The sequence below is a fragment of the Aquihabitans sp. McL0605 genome (assembly GCF_049993875.1).
GTDB lineage: Bacteria > Actinomycetota > Acidimicrobiia > Acidimicrobiales > Iamiaceae > Aquihabitans.
In genome coordinates, this window is sequence record NZ_CP188252.1 from 1,050,560 (window position 1) to 1,065,854 (window position 15,295).

17 protein-coding genes are annotated in these 15,295 nt (G+C 72.4%); 8 read left to right on the forward strand and 9 right to left on the reverse strand.

The features are described 5' to 3' along the window. Positions 1-32: 32 nt before the first annotated feature. The 4 genes from ACPPVX_RS04750 to ACPPVX_RS04765 all read right to left on the reverse strand — a co-directional run bounded on the left by ACPPVX_RS04750 (position 33) and on the right by ACPPVX_RS04765 (position 3,959). Complete coding sequence (locus tag ACPPVX_RS04750) at positions 33-866, reverse strand: hypothetical protein (RefSeq protein ID WP_426573745.1); 834 nt, start codon at positions 864-866, stop codon at positions 33-35. Between the two features lie 15 nt (positions 867-881). Continuing rightward, positions 882-2,207, reverse strand: coding sequence for an acyl-CoA dehydrogenase family protein (locus ACPPVX_RS04755; RefSeq protein ID WP_426573746.1), 1,326 nt, complete (start codon positions 2,205-2,207; stop codon positions 882-884). Between the two features lie 180 nt (positions 2,208-2,387). Further along, positions 2,388-3,488 carry a Rieske 2Fe-2S domain-containing protein gene (locus ACPPVX_RS04760; RefSeq protein WP_426573747.1) on the reverse strand — a complete coding sequence of 367 codons (1,101 nt, stop codon included), beginning with the start codon at positions 3,486-3,488 and terminating at the stop codon, positions 2,388-2,390. A gap of 27 nt (positions 3,489-3,515) precedes the next feature. Then, complete coding sequence (locus tag ACPPVX_RS04765; protein WP_426573748.1) at positions 3,516-3,959, reverse strand: hypothetical protein; 444 nt, start codon at positions 3,957-3,959, stop codon at positions 3,516-3,518. 112 nt (positions 3,960-4,071) lie between these two features. On the opposite strand from ACPPVX_RS04765, the gene ACPPVX_RS04770 reads away from it, so the two are divergent. The 3 genes from ACPPVX_RS04770 (at position 4,072) to ACPPVX_RS04780 (ending at position 7,211) form a co-directional block, all read left to right on the forward strand. Continuing rightward, positions 4,072-4,743, forward strand: coding sequence for a response regulator transcription factor (locus tag ACPPVX_RS04770; RefSeq protein WP_426573749.1), 672 nt, complete (start codon positions 4,072-4,074; stop codon positions 4,741-4,743). 1 nt (position 4,744) lies between these two features. Beyond that, positions 4,745-6,046 (forward strand): ATP-binding protein, encoded by a 1,302-nt coding sequence (locus tag ACPPVX_RS04775; protein ID WP_426573750.1) that lies wholly within the window; start codon positions 4,745-4,747, stop codon positions 6,044-6,046. A 109-nt stretch (positions 6,047-6,155) separates the two neighbouring features. After that, positions 6,156-7,211: a PAS domain S-box protein gene (locus ACPPVX_RS04780; protein WP_426573751.1), complete on the forward strand. Its 1,056-nt coding sequence runs from the start codon at positions 6,156-6,158 to the stop codon at positions 7,209-7,211. 22 nt (positions 7,212-7,233) lie between these two features. Here the strand turns inward: ACPPVX_RS04780 and ACPPVX_RS04785 are convergent, their stop codons facing one another. Together ACPPVX_RS04785 and ACPPVX_RS04790 are read right to left on the reverse strand one after the other, a co-directional pair. After that, positions 7,234-8,097, reverse strand: coding sequence for a universal stress protein (locus ACPPVX_RS04785; RefSeq protein WP_426573752.1), 864 nt, complete (start codon positions 8,095-8,097; stop codon positions 7,234-7,236). Positions 8,098-8,218: 121 nt separating this feature from the next. Beyond that, positions 8,219-8,824: a hypothetical protein gene (locus ACPPVX_RS04790; RefSeq protein WP_426573753.1), complete on the reverse strand. Its 606-nt coding sequence runs from the start codon at positions 8,822-8,824 to the stop codon at positions 8,219-8,221. Positions 8,825-9,020: 196 nt separating this feature from the next. Between ACPPVX_RS04790 and ACPPVX_RS04795 the strand changes: the two genes are divergently transcribed. The 3 genes from ACPPVX_RS04795 (at position 9,021) to ACPPVX_RS04805 (ending at position 10,988) form a co-directional block, all read left to right on the forward strand. Continuing rightward, positions 9,021-9,455 (forward strand): pyridoxamine 5'-phosphate oxidase family protein, encoded by a 435-nt coding sequence (locus tag ACPPVX_RS04795; RefSeq protein ID WP_426573754.1) that lies wholly within the window; start codon positions 9,021-9,023, stop codon positions 9,453-9,455. Between the two features lie 110 nt (positions 9,456-9,565). Beyond that, entirely contained in the window at positions 9,566-10,246 is a 681-nt protein-coding gene (locus ACPPVX_RS04800; RefSeq protein WP_426573755.1) for a response regulator, read from the forward strand. Positions 10,247-10,424: 178 nt separating this feature from the next. After that, the gene (locus tag ACPPVX_RS04805; RefSeq protein ID WP_426573756.1) at positions 10,425-10,988 is read left to right on the forward strand and encodes an N-acetyltransferase family protein; all 564 of its coding nucleotides are present in this window, start codon (positions 10,425-10,427) and stop codon (positions 10,986-10,988) included. A gap of 49 nt (positions 10,989-11,037) precedes the next feature. On the opposite strand, the gene ACPPVX_RS04810 is transcribed toward ACPPVX_RS04805, so the two are convergent. Next, positions 11,038-11,337 (reverse strand): pyridoxamine 5'-phosphate oxidase family protein, encoded by a 300-nt coding sequence (locus tag ACPPVX_RS04810; protein WP_426573757.1) that lies wholly within the window; start codon positions 11,335-11,337, stop codon positions 11,038-11,040. A gap of 73 nt (positions 11,338-11,410) precedes the next feature. Between ACPPVX_RS04810 and ACPPVX_RS04815 the strand changes: the two genes are divergently transcribed. Continuing rightward, entirely contained in the window at positions 11,411-11,773 is a 363-nt protein-coding gene (locus ACPPVX_RS04815) for a hypothetical protein (RefSeq protein WP_426573758.1), read from the forward strand. 138 nt (positions 11,774-11,911) lie between these two features. Then, positions 11,912-12,301: a hypothetical protein gene (locus tag ACPPVX_RS04820; protein WP_426573759.1), complete on the forward strand. Its 390-nt coding sequence runs from the start codon at positions 11,912-11,914 to the stop codon at positions 12,299-12,301. A gap of 124 nt (positions 12,302-12,425) precedes the next feature. Here ACPPVX_RS04820 and ACPPVX_RS04825 read toward each other — a convergent pair whose 3' ends face one another. Next, the gene (locus ACPPVX_RS04825; RefSeq protein ID WP_426573760.1) at positions 12,426-13,658 is read right to left on the reverse strand and encodes an acyl-CoA dehydrogenase family protein; all 1,233 of its coding nucleotides are present in this window, start codon (positions 13,656-13,658) and stop codon (positions 12,426-12,428) included. A gap of 158 nt (positions 13,659-13,816) precedes the next feature. After that, positions 13,817-15,244, reverse strand: a complete 1,428-nt coding sequence (cysS, locus tag ACPPVX_RS04830) for a cysteine--tRNA ligase (protein ID WP_426573761.1) — start codon at positions 15,242-15,244, stop codon at positions 13,817-13,819. Between the last annotated feature and the right edge of the window lie 51 nt (positions 15,245-15,295).

The window sequence follows — 15,295 nt, forward strand, 5'->3', positions numbered from 1 at the left end:
CGAGACCTGCCGGTTGAGAAGGACCCGGACCTTCACCTTGGTGGCTGAAGGTTCGCGCGCTCGAACCGGTAGCCGACCTCGATGGCGGCTCCGGGCTCGAGGACCTGGACGCCGTGGTGGGGCGCACCGGCTCGGGCCAGCTCGAAGCCGTTCGTCGCCATGGTCACCGGCTCCACGCAGACCCAGTCGGGCTCCCCGGTGTAGACCACCACGTTGGAGATCGGGCCGTCCCAGCGGAGCCGCGCCCCCGGGACCTCGGCGACGGGGGCGGTCAACGTCGTGAAGCACGCATCCATCGGCGCGGGGACCACGCCCTGCCGGAGGTCGTAGCGGCCCTCGACGGGCACGGGCGGGCCTGTGGGGATGGGCTCGCCGGGCCACCGCTCCTCGGCTGCGAGCTGGACCCGCCCGCGGTGGAACCACGGGTGGATCCCGATGCCGACGGGCACAGGGACCTCCCCCTCGTTCTCGGCGGACAGCTGCAGGCCGAGCCGATCGGGTTCGAGGTCGAAGGTCTGGGCGGCCCGGATCCGGTACGGCCCTGCCGCCACCACCACCTCGAGGTGCGCGCTCGACTCGGCCTGGTCGAGCACGGTCCAGGGGCATGCCGCCACCAGCCCGTGGATGGCGGCACCGTCCTCGGAGTTCACCGGGAGCTGGTCGTCGATGTCCCCCCAGCGCAGGTGGCCTCCCGGGATGCGGTTCGACCACGGGACCAGCGGGTAGCAGCCCCAGTCGATCCACCCCTCACCCGATCGAGGGCGGAGCAGCGGGCCGCCGCCGAGGTCGAGCTGGCCCAGCCGACCCCCGTGCTCCGGGTAGACGGAGGCCGACGCCTCGCCGGCCCGCAGCGTCAGCTCGGACATGCCGATCCTCATCCGCTACGGGCCGGAGAAGCGGCCGCCCTCGTCGTCTTGGCCGAGCCGCGGGGCCGGATCGTGGTCGTCCTCGTAGCGGGTGAGCTCGGCGCGGCCGACCACGTGCCAGTGGACCTCGTCGGGGCCGTCGGCGAGGCGCAGCGTGCGGACCCCGGCGTACATGCCTGCGAGCGGCGTCCACTGCGAGATGCCGGTGGCGCCGTGGATCTGGATGGCCTCGTCGATGATCTGGCAGACGCGCTCGGGCACCATGGCCTTCACGGCCGACACCCACACCCGGGCCTCGGCGTTGCCCATCGTGTCCATGGCCTTGGCGGCCCGCAGGACCATCAGGCGCATCGACTCGATCTCGATGCGGGCCTTGGCGATCACCTCGGTGTTCTTGCCGAGGCGGGCGAGCGGCTTGCCGAACGCCTCGCGGTTGAGGCCGCGGCGCACCATCAGGTCGAGGGCCCGCTCGGCTTGGCCGATGGAGCGCATGCAGTGGTGGATGCGGCCGGGGCCGAGGCGGATCTGGGAGATCTCGAACCCACGGCCCTCGCCCCACAGCACGTTGGACTGCGGGACCCGCACGTCGGTGAACCGGAGGTGCATGTGGCCGTGGGGCGCGTCGTCGTCGCCGAACACGTGCATCGGGCCGAGGATCTCCACGCCGGGCGCGTCCATCGGCACGAGGATCTGCGACTGCTGCCGGTACGAGTGGGCGTCGGGGCTGGTCTTGACCATGGCGATCATGACCTTGCAGCGGGGGTCGCCGGCGCCGGAGATGTAGTACTTCTCGCCGTTGATGACCCACTCCTCGCCGTCGAGCACGGCAGAGGTGGAGATGTTCTTGGCGTCCGACGAGGCGACATCGGGCTCGGTCATGGCGAAGGCGGAGCGGATCTCGCCGGCCAGCAGCGGCTCGAGCCACTGCTTCTTCTGCTCGGGGGTGCCGACCCGCTCGAGCACCTCCATGTTCCCGGTGTCGGGGGCGGAGCAGTTGAGGCACTCCGACGCGATCGGGTTCTTGCCCAGCTCCACGGCGATGTAGGCGTAGTCGAGGTTCGACAGGCCCTCACCGGTCTCGGCGTTGGGCAGGAAGAAGTTCCAGAGGCCCTGCTCCTTGGCCTTGGCCTTCACCGAGTCGAGCAGCTCGAGCTGGCCGTCGCCGTAGCCCCACCGGTCGGCCCGGCCCTCGCCCAGGCGGAAGAACTCGGCCGTGATCGGCTCGACCTCCTCCGCGATGAACGCCTTCACCGCCTCGAACAGCGGGAGGGCGCCTTCCGACATGGCCAGGTTGAGGGCGTCGTCGGTGGGGTTTCCGGAGTGCATCCCAGGTGCAGGCATGTCTGGTCCTTCTGCTCGGTCGTGCGACCGGGCGAGATCGAGGGTGATGCCCACGATCATGTCCTGTGGACCACCGACCGCGCGCCGTCGAGCGAAGACGGAGATCGCGATCAGGGCGGCGGCGGTGGTCGCTGGCGGTGCTGGAGCCGGTCGACGACCTCGTCCGGCGGGGCTGGATCGTCAGGCCTCGACGTAGAGGTTGCCGTCGGCCGCGGACCGGATCTTGAGGGTGGCGAGCGGCTGCTCCGCCGGCCCTTGCAGGACCGCTCCGGTGGCGGGGTCGAACTCGGCGCCGTGGCACGGGCACTGGAGGACGGCGCCGTTGTACCCGAGGGTGCACCCCTCGTGGGTGCAGATCGCGGAGCAGGCCTCGAACGAGCCGGCGGTGGGCTGCACGACGATGGCCGTGGCGCCGGTGGCCGGATCGGCGAACTGGGCGCCACCGCCCACGGGCACATCGCTGGCGCGGCCGACGGCGGTGCCGGGGATGGTCGTCGCGGGCGGCGTCGTGGACGGCGTCTCGGTTCCGCCGGTGGTGGTGGCGCCGGTGGTGGTGGCGGCGGTGGTGGTCGATCCGTTCGGCACCGCCGCCACCGGCGGGTGCAGGCGGATGGCGCCTCCCGCGGCCTGGCCACCGGTGGAGCCGACGAGCCGGCCCATCGCGGCGACGGCCCCGCCACCGAGGAGCCCGACCGCTCCGGCCCAACCGGCGATCGTGAGCGTCTCGAGGAAGCGGCGCCGGGCCTCGTCCGGCGCCGGCGCCGAGGGGTTCGGCCGCTCGAGGCGGAGCCGTCGGGCGACCGCACCGTCGACGGACCACCGGCTGGGCGGAGCGATGGCGAACGGCGTGAACGCCGCCAGGAAGACGATGTCGGGCCCGAGGTAGTAGGGGTTCGAGTGCCAGCTGACCGCGAGGAGGAACGACAGGGCGAGCGCCATGCCGCCCACCGCGGCCGCGCGGGTCCACAGGCCGAGGATCATGCCGATGCCGACGGCGAGCTCACCGAACGCGATCAGCAGGCCGAACACGGTGGCGTGCTGCTGGACCGTGCCGAGCACGCCCGCGATGGGGCTGGTGTGCGCCGCGGCACGCATCTGGGCGGCCACGCCTGCCGTCGCGGTCGGTGACAGGTAGGAGGTGCTGGCGAGCTTCTGCAGGCCCGCGAACGCGTACGTGATCCCGAGGAAGGCGCGCAGGGGAACCAGGGCGATGTCGGAGCGACGGTCCGGTCCGGCCGGCCGCGTTCGGGCGGGCCGCGGACGATCGAGGGCATCGGTCATGGGCCGGGTCATCGCTCGCCGCTCCGGTCAGACCCGGGCGGGCTGGCGCTCGGGAGCGGCGGTCCTGGTCGTCGGGGTCGCGTGACGGCGGAAGGCGAGCAGCTCACCGGCGGCGAGCAGGGCGACGCACGCCTCGACGAAGACCGACGCCAGGCCGAGCGGCTCGAGCCAGTTGCCGATGTCGTCGGTCGCCGACGGCATGCCGAGGGTGCGGTTCACGGCGTAGCCGACGAGCGTCGCCGCCGCGAGCCCGCCACCGAGCAGCCAGCCTCGACGGACGTCGCCGCGCACGAGCATCCCCGCAGCGATGACGCAGCCGACGATCAGGCCGATGTAGGCGATCCCCAGGTACGGCGTCTCGGAGAGCTTGCCCTGGAGGTCGAGGAGGTGGATGAGCGCGATGGCTCCGAGGCCGACGACGCCGGCTCCACGGGCGGTGTGGTTCAGTTCGGGGTGGGGGGTGCTGTCCATGGAGACGACGGTACGAACCCCACGCCCACGCTCGGTCCAAGGGCAGGTCAAGGTTCGGCAAAGACCAGCTGGTTTCCCGTGGCCGCCGGGGTCGGACCCGTACGCTCCCGCCATGGCTCAGCTGCTGCTCGTCGAGGACGACGATGCCATCTCTGCGCCCCTGGCTCGGGCGCTGAGCCGCGACGGCCACGAGGTCGAGTCGGTGGGCACCGGCGAGGCCGCGCTCGAGCGGCTCGAGCGTGGCGGAGTCGACCTGATCGTGCTCGACGTCGGGCTCCCGGGCATCGATGGCGTCGAGGTGTGCCGGCGCATCCGGCGGACCGACCTCGATCTGCCCGTCCTCATGCTCACCGCTCGGGCCGAGGAGCTCGATGCGGTGCTCGGCCTCGATGCCGGGGCGGACGACTACGTCACCAAGCCGTTCCGCCTGTCGGAGCTGCTGGCCCGGGTCCGGGCCAACCTGCGCCGGGTGCCCGAGGGCGATGAGCTGGTGCAGGGACCGGTCCGCGTCGACGTGGCCGCCCGCCGGGTGTGGGTGGACGGCGCGGAGGTGACGCTCTCGCCCAAGGAGTTCCAGCTCCTCACCCTGCTGGTGCGCAACGCGGGGACCGTCGTGACGCGGGAGCGGATCATGGACGAGGTGTGGGACGAGCACTGGTTCGGGTCGACCAAGACGCTCGACATGCACGTGTCCTGGCTGCGGCGCAAGCTCGGCGACGATCCGGTCGCCCCCCGGTTCATCACCACGGTGCGCGGGGTCGGCCTGCGGTTCGAGCGAGGCTGAGGTGCGCCGGCGGCTCCTGCGCGCGTTCCTCGCGGTCATCGTCGTCGGGGTCACCGTGCTCGGCGTCCCGCTGGGGATCATCGCCTCGCACCTGGCCCGCGAGCAGGCGGTGCGCTCGCTCGACCGCGAGGCCGACGCCATCGGGTTCGCCATCTCCGAGCCGAGCGAGCAGGGCAAGCCGGTGCCCGCGTCAGCAGTCAGCACGGCGGCCCGCGACGACCGGTACGTCGTCGTCCGCGACGCCGCGGGACGGACCACCCGCGTCGGCTCCCGGCCCGGTGGCCGGACGATCGAGGCGCAGATCGACACGGCGACGGGCGTGCACATCACCGTCCTCGCTTCGGCCCGCGAAGCAGACGGTCGGACGGTCGAAGCGTGGCTGATCGTCGCCGGGCTCGCCGTCGCCGGCATGGCGGTCGCGGTGGCGCTGGCCGTGCGCGAAGCCAACCGGCTCGGCCGTCCCCTCGACGACCTCGCCGCCGCATCGAGGCGCCTGGGGGCCGGCGACTTCTCCGTGCCCGTCGCGCCGGTCGGCATCCCCGAGGTGGACGCGGTGGGTGCCGCGCTGACCTCGAGCAGCGCCCGGATCGCCGACCTGGTCCGGCGCGAGCGCGAGTTCTCGTCGAACGCCTCCCACCAGCTCCGCACCCCGCTCACGGCCCTGCGCGTCCGGTTGGAGGAGGCGGCGATGGGCGGGCCCGACGAGATGGGCCCCGCGCTCGAGGACGCCTTCCTCGAGGTCGACCGCCTGGATGCCACCATCTCCGAGCTGCTCACCCTCGCTCGCTCGGACGCCGTCACCACCACGGAGCTCGGCGCCGCCGGCGACGTGTTCGACGCGACCCGCGCCCGGTGGGATCCGCTGGCCGCGCCCGACGGACGCCGGATCGACGTCGACCTCGAGGCGGGCGTCGCCGAGGCCCTGATCCCCGCCCGCCCGATCGCCGAGGTGTTGAACGTGCTCATCGAGAACGCCCTCCAGCACGGCCGGGGAACGGTCCGGCTCCGTGCCCGCCGCACCAACGGGCACCTCGTCGTGACCGTGTCCGACGACGGCCCCGGGATCCCCGCCGGGTTCGACCAGGCGATCTTCACCCGCCACGTCTCGGTCGGCAACGGATCCGGCGTCGGCCTGGCCCTGGCCCGGACCCTCGTCCAGTCCGTCGGGGGCCGGCTCGAGCTCGCCGATGCCCGCCGGGCCGAGTTCGAGCTCTACCTCCCGCTCGGATCGTTGAGCGGACCGTCCGAGGGCCTCCCGGAGATCGCATCGGAGCTGCCGGCGGGTCATCCCGACGAGACCTGATCCGCTCGCCGCGGCCGGCTCCCGGCCAGGGGGTGAACCACCTGTCCCTACACTCGCGGCTGACGCTGGCCTTCAGCGACGCCGGCAGGTTCCGAGGGAGAGGGCGACGATGGGACACCGATCGCAGCTCCTCGACGGGGTGGGAGACGACTTCGCCTGGTCGCTCTTCGATGCCGCCCCCGACGGGATCCTGGTGGTCGCCGAGTCTGGTGAGATCGCGTTCGCCAACGACCAGGCCGGCACCCTCCTGGGGGCGGAGGCGAAGGAGCTCGTCGGCACCTCCGTCGATGACCTGCTCCCCACCCAGCTCCGGGGCCGCCACCGAGCGCACCGGACCCGGTACCGGGCGCACCCCGAGGTGCGATCGATGGGCGCCGGCCTCGAGCTCCGGGCCCGGCGCGTCGACGGCACCGAGTTCGACGCCGAGATCAGCCTGAGCCCGCTCACGTTGGACGGCGGCCTGTTCGTGGTCGCCGCGATCCGAAACATCGCCGAGCGCCTCGCCGCGGCCGAGGAGCTGCGCGTCAGCCAGGAGCAGCTCCAGGACGCGAAGCAGGTGCTCGCCCTGGCCGAGGACCGCGACCGGATCGCACGGGATCTCCACGACACGGTCATCCAGCGGCTGTTCGCGGCCGGCCTCAGCCTCCAGGCGGCCGCGTCGCTCAGCGACGAACGGGTCCGGCCCCGGCTCGAAGCCACCATCAACGACCTCGACGAGACCATCCGCGAGCTGCGCATCGCGATCTTCTCGCTCCAGACCCCGTTGGCCCAGGCCCCCAGCGTCCGAGGGCGCCTGCTCGACGTGATCTCGGGGCTCGACCTCGGGTTCGAACCGACGGTGATGTTCGAAGGGCCGATCGAGTCGGTCGACGAACCCATCGTCAACCACGTGGTGCCCGTCCTGCGCGAGGCCCTGTCGAACGTCGTGCAGCACGCACGCGCCTCGACGGCCTCGGTCGAGGTGTCGGTCGGCGACTCCTTCCGCCTGACCGTCGACGACGACGGCTGCGGCCTCGGCGGATCCGGTTCCGACGGGGACGGCCTCCGCGGCAACGGCATCACGAACATCACCGGCCGCGCCGAGGAGCTCGGCGGGGCGGCATCGCTGTCGCCCCGACCCGAAGGCGGCTGCCGGCTCGAGTGGACGGTGCCGCTCGGCCGCTGAGCGCCACGGCCGAGCGGCGCGCTCAGCCGTCGATCCAGGCCCGTTGGTGGACGATCGCCACCGGGACCGCGGCGTGGTGCAGGACCTGCAGGGTCACCGAGCCCGACTCGAGGTGGGGGTGGCGCCCTTCCCGTGGTCCGACGACGAGCAGCGATGCCTCCTCGGAGCGCTCGATCAGCGCCTTCGCCGCCAGCTCGCAGGGTGATTCGAGCTCGATCTCCACCGCCGGATCCGGGCCGAGCACCTCTGCGACGATCGTCTCGAGCGCCGACCTCGCCACCTCCGGGGTGTAGTCGGGCTGGAACTGCTCCTCCCCGTGGAGGCCCTGCGGGAGCAGGTAGCTCCAGGCGAGCACGCAGCGGAGGCGGACGCTGCGGAGCCCGGCCTGCTCGGCGGCCCAGGCCAGTGCGGCGCGGCCCTCCTCGGAGCCGCTGACGCCCACGACGACATCGCCGCGCGGCGATCCGGGACCGCGCACCACGACCACGGGGCACTCGGCGCGGGCGGCGACCTTCTGGCTGACCGACCCGAGCAGGAGCCGGCCGAAGCCGCCCCGGCCGCGTGCGCCGACGACCAGCATCGATGCACCGCCCGAGGCGTCGAGGAGCGCCGGTGCCGGGGGGTCGGCGGAGACGGTGTGGGTGAACTCGACGCCCGGGTGGCGCCGCTGGGAGTCACCGATCGCATCCAGCAGGTCCTCGAGCGCCAGCTTGTACTCGCTCTCGGCGGGGCTCCCCGCCGAGACCGCACCGGGGAAGAACATCGGCTCGGCCCAGGTGCGGATCACGTGGACGCGGGCGCCGCTCGCCGACGCGGTGTCGGCCGCCCACTCGAGCGCCTGGTGGGCTTGGCGGGACCCATCGAATCCGACGGTGATGATCGTCATGGCTCTGTCCTCCGTGATCGTCTCTGCTCAGCGTGCACCCGCCGGCACGCGCCGCCCAGGGCCGAAGGTCCCCATCCCCTTCGGGTCGTCCCGTGCCGTCTGCGTCCCGGGAACGTGCCGCTCAGGCCGGCTCGGGACCGGTGACGCCGATGTCGAGCACCCGGTGCCCGGCACCCCGCGCCCGTTCGATGGCGTGGACGCGGGCGGCGATCGTGCCCGCGAAGCTCGGCGAGACGGAGACCGGCACCTCGACCTGGATGGACGTGCCCATGGTCGTCCGACCGAACCGCACGGTCGACGGCCCCGAGCCAGGGGCGTGGACCTCGAGGAGCCGGTCGACCTCGATCTGGATGGGGGCAGACCGGGCCCGGTCGTGGTCCGCGAGGGCCCGTTCGCAGGCAGGGAGCAGGTCCTCGTCCTCCCGGCGGACCGCCGCCCACCCGGGGAACGGATCGGTGCGACCGTCGACGAGCACCGGCACGCCGCGGCGCAGGGCGCACGTCCCGCCCGCCTCGCTGGCCGTGGCGGCCGCATCGGTGCCGCAGCGGACGTCGACGACGAGGTCGATCGGCTGCGGACCCTCCAGCGGGCACCCGCCGGTCAGGCCGCGGCAAGGGAACGAACCGGTCCCCTCGTGGCAGCGGTGGACCTGGTGGCCGGCTCGCTCGAGTGCACTCGTGCTGCTCGCCGCGATCCCTGGCCGGTCTTCGATCATGAGGAGGTGCATGCGCCGATCGTGCGCCCGGGGCGATCTGGTCACCAGGGCCGAAGGTCCCACGCCCGGCCTACCAGCGGAGGCGCACCGACAGGCAGGAGCCGGCCTGCGAGGTTGGGACCATCGGCCCTGGGCGGCGACAGCCGCCGCCCTCACGCTGGCAACCACGACCGAACGCCGGTCGCCGAGCGCCCCGGGGAGGCCTGACATGGACACCGACACGAGCCGTCACACCGGGCTGGAGCACCTCTCCGAGCACGACTGCTTCGTGCTCATGGGCTCGACCCACTTCGGCCGGATCGGCGTCACGGTCAACGCGCTCCCGGCGATCCTGCCGGTGCACTTCGCGCTGCTCGGCCGGGACCCGGTGTTCCGCACCGACGCCGGCGCGAAGCTCATGGCGGCGAGCGCCGGCCAGGTGCTGTGCCTCGAGGTCGACCACTTCGATGCCGAGGCGCACAGCGGCTGGAGCGTGTCCATTACCGGCACCGCGCACGTGCTCACCGAACCGGTCGACCTCGAACGGGCGACGACCCTCCCCCTGCGACCGTGGGTCGGGCACGGCGATGCCTACGTGCGCATCGACGCCACCATCGTCAGCGGACGCCACGTCGGCGGTCACCTCCCCCCTGGGGCCCGGTGACCAGGCGCCAGCTGCTGCGGTCCCCCGCGCCCCGCATCCGACGCGCCGTAACGTCACGTCGGTTCCCCACGAGCCGGGCCCCAGGAGCACCATGAACGGATGCCAACAACATGAGTGACGCCGCCCCCCACGACGATCCGCCACCTCGCACGCGCGTGTTCCTCCTCGACGATCACGAGATCGTCCGGCGAGGGGTCCGCGACCTGATCGAGGCCGAGCCCGACCTCTTGGTCGTCGCCGAGGCCGGGTCGGTCGCCGAGGCGCTGGATCGCATCGCCACGAGCCACCCCGACGTCGCGGTCCTCGACGTGCAGCTGGGCGACGGCTCGGGCATCGAGGTCTGCCGCGAGATCCGATCGTCGCACCCAGAGATCGCCTGCCTGATGCTCACGAGCTTCACCGATGAGGAGGCGATGCTCGACAGCGTCATCGCCGGGGCCGCCGGCTACGTGCTCAAGCAGATCCGGGGCAACGACCTCGTGTCCAGCATCCGCCGCGCCGCCGCGGGCGAGTCGCTGCTCGACCCGGCCCTCGCCGCCCGAGCCATCGACCGCCTGCGCCGCGGCAGCACCGAGGACCCGCGGCTCGCATCGCTAACCCCCCAGGAGCGCAACATCCTCGACCTCCTCGCCGAGGGCCTCACCAACCGGCAGATCGGCGAGCGCATGTTCCTCGCCGAGAAGACCGTGAAGAACTACGTGTCGAACGTGCTGATGAAGCTCGGGATGAGCCGGCGCACCGAAGCGGCGGTCTACGCCGTCCGCCAGGCCGACAAGCGCGGCCGGCCCTGAGCCCACCGGCACACGGGCGGTACCGGTCCGGACCGGTACCGCTTCCGCTCGGGGCCACGTCGGTCGCGGGCATCGCCATGAGGGTGTTCCCCCTGGGCGGCGCTGCTGCTCGCCGTGTGGTGACAGCAAGGGACCTCCGACCCTGGTCCGGCCCTCCCGGCCCAGCGACGATGGATCCATGGATGCCGAGGTGCACGACGCAGGGCTGCCGCCGACGGTGGACGGCCCCCGAGGACGACCCTTCCATCTCGACGACGGCGGCGTCGTCCACGTGCGGCCGATCCAGCCCGAAGACGCCACCGCCCTGAGGCGGTTCCACGAGGGCCTGTCGCCGGAGTCGCAGTACCGGCGCTTCTTCAGCGGGCATCCGCACCTCTCCGCGGCCGAAGCCGACCACTTCACGCGCGTCGACCACCTCGATCGAGAGGCCGTCCTCGTCGAGGACGGCGGCCGCATCGTCGGGGTCGGCCGCTACGACCGCATCACCGCCGCGCCCGTCAAGACCGCCGAGGTCGCGTTCACCGTCACGGACGACCACCAGCACCGGGGCATCGGGACGCTGCTCATGAGCCTGCTCACCGCGCTCGCCGCCGATCGCGGCTTCCACCACCTGCGCGCGGTCACCCTCGCCACGAACCGACCGATGCAGGACCTCGTCATGGGCGCAGGGCGGCCGTTCCAGGCGACGTTCGAGGGCGGCGAGGTCGACTACGACCTGGACCTCGACGCGCCGATGACCTGAGCCACCGCTCCGAGCACCCGACCCCGCCCGGCCCGCAGCCGTCGAGCGATCACCCCACGGGCGATGGGCTGGGCTTCCTCGGTGCGGGCCGAGGGCGGATGCGGCGACCGGTGATGACGGTGGGCACCAGGCGGACCACGTGGGGATCATCGCCTCGGGTCCACGGCTCCACCAGTCCTTCGAGCTCGGCGCGGGTGGCGTGGTCGGTCGCGGGCACCTCCTCGAGACGGCCCCGCACGACGACGCTCCACCCGGAGCGGCTCGGCCGGTCGAACCCATCGACCTCGAAGCAGGCCTGGCGGCGCCCGACAGGGCCGTTGGTCACCACGTCGATCGGGTCCGCCCACATGGGACCAAGGGCCCTGGCGCCGGACCCGGCGACGGCACACGATCGAGGTAGCCGATCGGCAGGGAGCGTCACGATGGTCCTCTTCACGACAGCGCACTGCGACGGTGCCTGCGTGGTCCACCTCGTCGGCTCCCTCGAGGAATCGGACGAACCGAGCCTCCTCGCCGACCACCTGGTCGAAGCGGCGGCCGAGGACCCCCTCCTCGTCGACCTGAGCGGCTTGCACCCGGCGGGCGGACCCAAGCTGAGCGCGCTGCTCCGATGCCTGGCGTCGCGGCCCACCCACAGCACCACGGTGCTCATCCACCCGGACCTCGAGACGCGCCGCCTCCTCCGCGCCGACTCCCAGGGCCTCCCGGTCCTCCCCAGCAACGACCTCGGCCGCCACGGCCGCTTCGCGTCGGCGCTGATCGCTCGATCGCACCCTTCGACGTGAACGGGGCCGCTGACCTGCGGCCCGTCGGCGCGCCGAAGCCGGGGGTCGCCCCAGACCACCGGGAGAGGACCAAGGCCCCTGGCGGTCGGGGCGACGACGGCTCACGATGGGGGGTAGAGAGCACAGGGAGCGACCAAGATGATCGTCGTCACCACCGAGCACTGCGGCGGGGCGTGCATCGTCCACCTGGGCGGCGTCCTCGACGCCTCGGACCAAGCAGACGTCCTGGTGGAGCACCTGATCGACGGTGCTGGGGAGACGCCGCTGCTCATCGACCTGACCGAGGTCCATCTCCCCTCTGGGCCCCGGATGGACGAGCTGCTGCTACGACTGGCGGCGGGGCCGGCGCAGCACACCACCGTGCTCATCCACCCCGACCTCGAGACCCGCCATGACCTGCGGGCCGTCGGCCACGGACTCCCGGTCCTGCCCAGCAGCGACCTGGTGCTCCACGGGCGGTTCGCGCCGGCGCTGATCGCCCGATCGCACCTGTCGAGCGGGCCGTGGAACTACCCGCGGCACCCCTGACCCCCGCTGGTCGCGGGCACTCACCGGGCGATCAGCTTCGCCGCCACCCTCGAGACCCGAACCTGGCACCCTTCCCGGACGCGGAGGTCCGTGGACGGTGCCAGGTTGCGGGTGGTCCGGGCTGCTACTCGATGCGCAGGCCGGAGATGGCCCGGGAGATCACGAGCTGCTGGATCTGCTCGGTGCCCTCGTAGATGTCGAAGATCTTGGCGTCGCGGTGCATGCGCTCGACGCCGTACTCGCGGGTGTAGCCGTAGCCGCCCAGGATCTGGATGGCCCGCTCGGTGACCCAGACCGCGGTGCGGCCGGCCTTGAGCTTGGACATGGAGCCCTCGGCGTTGACGTACTTGCCGTTCTTCGACAGCCACGCGGCGCGCTGCACGAGCAGGCGGGCGGCGTCGATCTCGGTCGCCATGTCGGCGAGCATGAAGGCGATGGCCTGGTTGTGGATGATGGCCTTGCCGAACGCGTTGCGCTCCTGGGCGTACTGCAGGGCGATCTCGTAGGCGGCACGGGCGACGCCGATGGCCTGGGCGCCCACGGCCGGGCGGGTGGCCTCGAAGGTGGCCATGGCCGGCTGCTTGCCGGAGGACTCCTTCTTGGGCGTGGTCAGCGCCTCGCGGGCCCTGGCCAGCTTCTCGTCGAGCTTGTCCTTGCCACCGAGCAGGCAGTGGCCGGGCACCCGCACGTCTTCGAGGACGACCTCGGCGGTGTGGCTGGCCTTGATGCCGTGCTTCTTGTACTTCTGGCCCTGCGACAGCCCGGGGGTGTTCGGCGGGACGATGAAGCTGGCCTGGCCGCGGCCGCGCAGCTCGGGGTCGACCGCGGCGACCACGACGTGCACATCCGCGATGCCGCCGTTGGTGATCCACGCCTTGGTGCCGTTGAGCACCCACTCGTCCTTGGCCTCGTCGTAGACGGCCCGGGTGCGCAGCGAGCTCACGTCGGAGCCGGCGTCGGGCTCGGACACGCAGAAGGCGCCCAGCTTGACGTCGTCGGCCGTGCCGTAGCACTGGGGCACCCACTCGATGAGCTGCTCGGTGGTGCCGTTGCCGGCGATGCCCGCCGCCGCGAGGCCCGATCCGAAGATGGAGAGGCCGATGCCGGCATCGCCCCAGAAGACCTCTTCGATGGCGATCGGCATGGTGAGCCCGGTGGGGTCACCGATCATGGCGTTGGTGACGAAGTCGACCGAGTAGAGCCCGATCTTGGCGGCCTCCTGGACGATGGGCCAGGGGAACTCCTCCTTCTCGTCCCACTCCTCCGCAGCCGGACGGATGACGTCCTTGGAGAACTGGTGGAGCCAGTCCCGGAGCTGTTCCTGATCCTCGTTGAGCGCGAGCGAGAACTCTGCCATGGCACGACCTTCCGAGTGCTGGTCCGGACTCCCTGCCAAACAGGGGTTGGTCAGAGGCGGACACGACGGTTGTTACCGGGCGGTAACTATCCGCCCGAGATTAGACGGACCTCCGGACACGATGCCAAGCGAACCCTGCGCCCGCAACGGGGAGCGTGTCAGCGGCGCCGGGCCTGCGGGCCGTCGGGGGTGTCGACGACCTCGAGGCCCTCGGCGGCCAGGACGTCGCGGATGCGGTCGGCCTCGGCCCAGTCCTTGGCGGCGCGCGCCGCGGTGCGCTCGGCGAGCAGGGCGGCGATGCGCGGGTCGGCGGACTCGTCGCCCGACTGCTCGGGGTCGGTGGCGTCAGCCAGGCCGAAGCCCAGGGCTCGGTCGAAGTCGGCGAGCAGGCTCCACCGGTCGGCGTCGGTCAGCTCGGTGGAGCGAGCGACCGTCGACGCCACCGACAGCGCCCTCGGCGAGTTCAGGTCGTCGGCCAGGAAGCCCCAGAACGCCTCTCGGAACGGGGTGGTGCGAGCCGGGTCGTCGCCGTCGGTGGCCCCGTCGACGGCATCGCGCGCCACCACGGCGTGGTGGACGAGGCGGCGCAGCGCGGTGCCGGCGGCCCGCACGCCGTCGAAGGTGAACTCCTGCTGCTGGCGGTAGTGCGCCTGGAGCAGGAAGTACCGGAACGCCAGCGGCTCGATGCCCTCGTCGACGAGCGTGTCGACGAGCAGCACGTCGCCCGCGCTCTTGGAGATCTTGCGGCCCTTGAGGTCGAGGAACTCGGTGTGCACCCAGACCGAGACCCAGGGGTGGACGCCGAGCGAGCACTCGGACTGGGCCACCTCGTTGGTGTGGTGGACCCGGATGTGGTCGACGCCACCCGTGTGGATGTCGAAGCGGTCGCCCAGGTACTTGGTGGCCATCGCGGAGCACTCGATGTGCCAGCCCGGGAAGCCGACGCCCCACGGCGAGTCCCACTCCTGGAGGCGGGTGCTGCCGGCCGGGCTCAGCTTCCAGAGCGCGAAGTCGGCGGGGTGGCGCTTGTCGCTGTTGTCGACGCGGCCCGTGGCCTCGAGCTCATCGAGGTCGAGGCCGGCGAAGTCGGCGTAGGCGGGGAACGTGGCCACGTCGAAGTACACGCCGTCGTCGATCACGTAGGTGCGGCCCTGCGCCTCGAGCTCCTGGACCATGGCGATCTGCTCGGCGATGTGCTCGCTGGCGGCCGGGCGGACGTCGGGCTCGAGCATGCCGAGGCGGCGCCGGTCGGTGGCCCACTGCTCGGTCCAGTGGGCGGCCACGTCGGCGGCGCTGATCCCCTGCGCCTTGGCCGTCTTCTCCATCTTGTCGTCGCCGTCGTCGGCGTCGCTGGTGAGGTGGCCGACGTCGGTGATGTTGGTGACGAACGTGACGGCCAGCCCGCTGGCGATGAGCACCCGGCGGAGGAGGTCGGGGGTGAACTGGCTGCGCATGTTGCCCAGCGTCTGCGGGGCGTAGACGGTGGGCCCGCACGTGTAGATGCCCACGTGGCCGGGGACCAGGGGCTCGAAGGGGACGACGGCGCGGCGCCGCGTGTCGTACAGGTGGATCGCCGGGAAGCTCACGCCGACGATTCTGGCCGATCCCCCACCCCACCCCCGGACCCGCCCCACCCC